We start from the raw sequence: 5,357 nt of genomic DNA, 5'->3' as shown, positions 1-5,357 counted from the left end.
CCCTCACCCCAACCCTCTCCCCGCGAAGAGCGGGGAGAGGGAGAGGAGACAGCCTACGACCCGCCACCCGCAGTCCCCGAATTCACCGGGGCCAGCTCGTCCTCCCGGCAGCGCCAGCCGTCGGCGGCTTTCACGAAGGCGAAGGTGCGCTGGATCCTGAGCCGGCGCGTGACGTTGAAGGAATCCCTCGCATTTTGCTTGGCTTCGGCGGCCGGCTGCGCGCGGCCGAGCTTGAGATCCCAGCAGGTGCCCGTGCAGGTGGACGCGACCTTGCTGCAGGCGGTGAAGGGCGCCAGCACGACCATTTCGATCTCGCCGGTGATCTGCGCCTCCTGCGCCGTCACCTGGCTGTCGACGGCGAAGACGCGGTTGATGCGGACGAAATTGCCGCACGAATTGGCCGCGTGGATTCGCGCGGCGCAGAAATCGATGGCGTCGGTGTCGGGCAGCAAGGCCGCGATCTGCCGGCCGAACACCTTCTTCGGATCGCCCTTGGCGGCGAGGATATCGCCGGTCTTGCGCTTCAGATAGTCGGCGAGACAGTCTTCCGCGGACTCGAGCTCCCCGAGCGGCACGTTCTCCTTGCCGACGAGATTGCATTTGCGGTCGCGCTCCCGGGTCCACCGGCCATATTCAGCGAAGGCAAAGCGCGCCGCAGTCTGATCGAGCTTGCCGATCAAGCCGAGCACCTGGCCATTGAGCTCGGTTTCGGCGACCGCCAGCGACGGATCTGCGCAGATCAGCGCGCCGGCGGCGGTGTTGGCTGCGAGACAGTCGAAATCCGGATCGCGCAGGATCGCGGTACGCTCGTCGGTCACCTTGAGGAGGCAGGCCTTCACCCGGTCGAAATCCTCGTAGCGGACCCCGGTCTGGCCGATGATGCCGCAACCGAGGCTGCGTTGCCGGATCCAGATCGCGTTCTCCTCGATCGCCGGCAGGCGATCGGGCAGGCGGGCGAGGCGTGCTTCGATCGCCGCACTCAGCTTCTCTGCGGCGGCGGCGAGCTCGGCATCACCGCAGAACAGTTGATTGGCGGGATCGCGGTTCTGCTGGCAKCCGTTCTTGGCGAACAGCGGCAGCCTGTCGGCGATCGAGCGGTCGGATGAGACGGATTGCGCGGTGGCGGAGGCCGCAGGCCAAGCCAGCAGCGCAAGCACAGTCAGCACGATGAACCGCATTCCGATCGTCCCCCAGCATGGTCGAAGCCATGCTAGCGTCCCGGATCGCGCGGTGGAATGGGTTTGTGGAGCGACGGTTTACGTGAGACCCGTTGGCTCCATCCGGGCTACAAGCTGGATCAGTGCGCCTCGGCCGTGGTCATCGACAACTGTACCGGTTCGTCGACATATTTCATCACGGCGGACCGATAGAGCACGAACAGCGGCTGGTAGCTCCGTGCATCGTCGTCTTCGACCATCGCCATGCGGCGGTTGTCGAGCATCAGCCAATGGCCGTCGAGCTTTGCTGCGGCAACGGCATGCTCTTCGCCGGCGCGGGTGTCGCGCACCACGACGATGCGGAGGTCTTCGGCCGCGACGCCGGCGAGCCGCAGCGCAGCCAGCTTGGCGATGGCGTAGTCCTCGCAATCGCCGGCGCCGCGCTGGAAGGTCGCGAGCGGCGAGCTCCAGACGTCCTCAGTGCCGTCATTGGCGGCCCGGATGGCGAGATTGATGGCGCGGTTGGTCTCGCCCAGCCGCGCGCGGCCGTCACGGCTGCGGGCCTGGTCCACGATCGCGAGCAACTTCAGCGCCGCAGGCGAGGCGCAATTGTCGCGATCGCCGTCGCACAGCGCGAGCTGCACCATGTCGTCGTCGAGCCTCTCTTTCAGCGCGAACCATTTCTGTTGCAGGCTGCCGGTGGAGATGGCGAAGGCGAACACGCCGAACGGCTCGGCGGATTTGCGCACGAGAACGCCGGCGCCCGGCGACAGCAGCGTGYCGGCACGAAGGTCGGCGGCCGATCCGAACAGGATCAATCCGCACAGGACGAGCGTTGCGCGCCAGGCGCGCATGTGAGCAGCGGTCTCCATCTGACATCCCCTTCCGGCTTCGCCAGGTCCCCCTCGACCTGTACGTGCCGGGCTTTGTTGCTTCGCGGAGATAGTGCGAGACGGGCCGTTTTGTTCTGCTTAACGCGACCGGCAGGGGTCCCAAAACCGTGTGGCAGGCTGAAATGGCCCTGTCCAATTTCCGTAAAATTTTACGAATCGGGGGTAGGAGGACGGCGGTGGCCCGCGAAGCTGAGCCGATTGCAGGCATAAGTTGCGGGGGAGGCCGATTCTGCGTCCTATGGCTAACGACCCCGCGATTTCACGGGTTCTGTTAGTTAGGTCACAGATTTAGTTCCGTATTTGCCGCAGGATGCTGCGGGGCAGCACGAAGAAAAGATGACAAAAGTATCTATTGTTGAATTTCTACAATAGAATACATGGGATGACTGGAAATGGGCGCAGACAAGCGAAGTTATACTTATAGATATTTCAAAAATTACTCTGGCTTCTCTACCAGAACGCCGCCGGACGGAGCGATCGACGGCTTGGTGATGCGAAATCACACAAGCAATAGATTGTTTCACTAAGGACTTGGTAATGATATGCAAGCTTAGGCGGTGGATACTTACTTAGATTTTAACCCTTTTTTGGTGCCCGATTGAATTACGCTGGCAAATTTGACGCCGCGATTTCCATGCACGGCCCGGGTTTCCGCGCGCCTGCCGATGGCCACGTCGATTCCTTTACGGCCAAGGCGCACGGTTCCGTACCCGAAGGCGCGTTCGTTGTTCCCGATCCCAACCTGATCTTTCATGGCGACTTCAAGCGCGCCGGCGCTGATCTCGTGCTGTCCCATGATGGTCACGAGTTTGTGGTTCACGATTATTTTAGGGGCGACAAGCGCGCGGCGCTCTCATCGCCGGATGGCGCGCATCTCACCGGCGACGTTGTCAACGCGCTCACCGGCCATGTGCAATACGCTCAGGCCGCGCCCGGCATCGCCGCCGCGCAGGTCATCGGCCACGTCACGAAACTCTCCGGCAGCGCGACCGCGATCCGCAACGGCGTCTCCGTCATCCTGAACAATGGCGACAACGTCGAGAAGGGCGATGTGGTCTCGACTGGCGGGGACTCGACGCTCGGCATCACCTTCATCGACGGCACGGTGTTCGGCCTGTCCTCCAATGCGCGGATGGTGCTGAACGAGATGGTCTACGACCCCAACGGGTCGAGCAATTCCTCGCTGCTCAGCCTCGTCGCGGGCACCATCACCTTCGTTGCCGGCGAGACCGCCAAGCACGGCGACATGAAGGTCGACACGCCGGTCGCCACCATGGGCATCCGTGGCACGGCCGTGCTGACCCAGATCAATTTCGTCGTTCCGTCCGGCGGCGGCGATCCGCAGCCGCAGGCGAGCTTCCAGGTGCTGGTCGAGCCGAACGGCACCACCGGCTCCTACATCCTGTTCGACAAGGTCACGCTGCTGCCGATCGCGACGGTCAACCAGGCCGGCCAGATGATCCAGATCAGCGGCGGCAACGTCTCGATCAGCAACGCGCTGATGTCGCCGGACATCCAGAAGCTGATCACGGACGTGTTCACGCTGAAGTTCACCGATAACAACACCAACACCAAGCTGACCACGAACTTCACCGACACGATCACGCAGACCGGCAATATTGTCGTGATCAAGACGGACACCGGTGCCACCGCGACCGCGACCTTCACGAATCTCAATCAGCCGGGATCGGAGGGGCCTGGCCATAATCCGTCGACCAGCACCCGCATTCCCGGTCCGCCCGATTCGCGCAGCCTCGACCTCAACGGCAATGTGAAGACGGCGTTCGCGCTGACCGAGCGCGCGGACACGACCGGCGACACCACGCATTCCGACACGGTTTCCGGCCGGATCACCTTCGTCGACCAAAATCTGGGCGATCGGCCGACGGTGAGCGTGAATCTCGCCGGCGCGCCGAACTACGTCTACAAGACCGCCGGCCAGCAGGACGTCACCGGCACGCTCTCCGCGCTCCAGAAGCAGGACATCGCGGCGACGCAGATCCAGATCAACGTCGCCGCAGACGGCGGCAACAACAACAACGGCTCGGCGGTCTGGACCTATACGATTCCCGACCACGTCTTCGACTTCCTCGCGGCCGGCGAAACGCTGACGCTGACCTATATGGTCCGCATCGACAATAATTTCGCGGTCAACCCCGAAACCACCTTCATCCCGATCACCATCACGATCACCGGCACCAACGACAAGCCGGTGATCACCACCGGCGTTCCGGTCATCACCTTCGAAGGCGGTACCAGCGTTCCGGGTGGCCCGCTCAGCAGCGATGTGCCGACGACGGGCACGCTGAACTTCGACGACGTCGATCTCACCGACAAGCACACGGTGTCGGTGGCGCTGACCAGCGCGACCCTGCCTGGCGCCACCGTGCCGCCGGGCCCGCTCGCGGCCTTCCAGAGCGCGATGTCGGTCGCGATCGCGGCGGGCGCCGACAGCACCGGGGACGGCACCGGCACCATCAACTGGTCGCTGGCCGATCTGCCGGTCTATCTCGCCGACTTCATCCCGAAGGGCACGGTGCTGACGCTGGTCTACACCGTGACGCTCACTGACTTGCAAGGCGCCACCTCGCAGCAGACCATCACCGTCACGATCACCGGCACCGACGCGCCCGCGGTGGTGTGGATCGCGACCGACAAGGCCGGCGCGCCCTCCGGCGGCTTCTGGAAGGACGCGGCCAACTGGGAAACCGGCACGGTCCCGACCATCGATGACGACGTCATCGTCATCACCGATCAGCTGCACGGCCTGACGCCGTCCTATCCGGTGACGATCGACGCCGCGGCCTACGCCAAGTCGATCACGATGAACGACTTTGGCGGCCCGCCGCCGAAAGTGATCAACCAAAGCTCGCTGACGGTTGCCGGCGCGCTCAACATGAGCGCCGACTCGATCTTCATCAATGCCGCGACCGGCACGATGTCTGTCGGCGGCAAGGCCGAGATCCTGGACACGGCCGTGCTCACCAATGCCGGCCATCTGACGCTGGCGGGCGGCGGCGATTTCGCCAGCGGCATCACAATCACCAATTCCGGCATGCTGGAGCTGTCCGGCGGCACGCTCAAGACGCTGGCCAACATCGCCAATGCCGGCGGGACCTTGAAGGCCGACGCCGGTACGACGCTGATCGTCGACACCGCCACCATCCATGGCGGCACCGTCACCATCGCCGGGACGCTGGAGCTCGACGGCACCAGTGTCCTCGAGAACGGTACGCTGAACAATTCCGCTGCGGTCAACGTCAAGGGCACGGTGGAATTCGCCCACGAGACCGCTGCCAACACGTCC

3 protein-coding genes are annotated in these 5,357 nt (G+C 63.8%); 1 reads left to right on the top strand and 2 read right to left on the bottom strand.

Annotated features, from left to right (window positions below; genetic code table 11):
• Positions 1-53: 53 nt before the first annotated feature.
• Both ACXJL8_RS32960 and ACXJL8_RS32955 read right to left on the bottom strand, forming a co-directional pair.
• A complete protein-coding gene (locus ACXJL8_RS32960; protein WP_456624081.1) occupies positions 54-1,178 on the bottom strand; it encodes a lysozyme inhibitor LprI family protein in 1,125 nt (374 codons plus the stop codon).
• A gap of 119 nt (positions 1,179-1,297) precedes the next feature.
• Positions 1,298-2,029: a transglutaminase-like cysteine peptidase gene (locus tag ACXJL8_RS32955; RefSeq protein ID WP_456686292.1), complete on the bottom strand. Its 732-nt coding sequence runs from the start codon at positions 2,027-2,029 to the stop codon at positions 1,298-1,300.
• A 619-nt stretch (positions 2,030-2,648) separates the two neighbouring features.
• Here ACXJL8_RS32955 and ACXJL8_RS32950 point away from each other — a divergent pair.
• Positions 2,649-5,357 (top strand): FecR domain-containing protein (locus ACXJL8_RS32950; protein WP_456686291.1); only part of this gene is annotated, 2,709 nt, incomplete at its 3' end.

The organism is Bradyrhizobium sp. P5_C11_2 (assembly GCF_054049755.1).
This window is presented reverse-complemented; position numbering and strand designations above follow the sequence as displayed.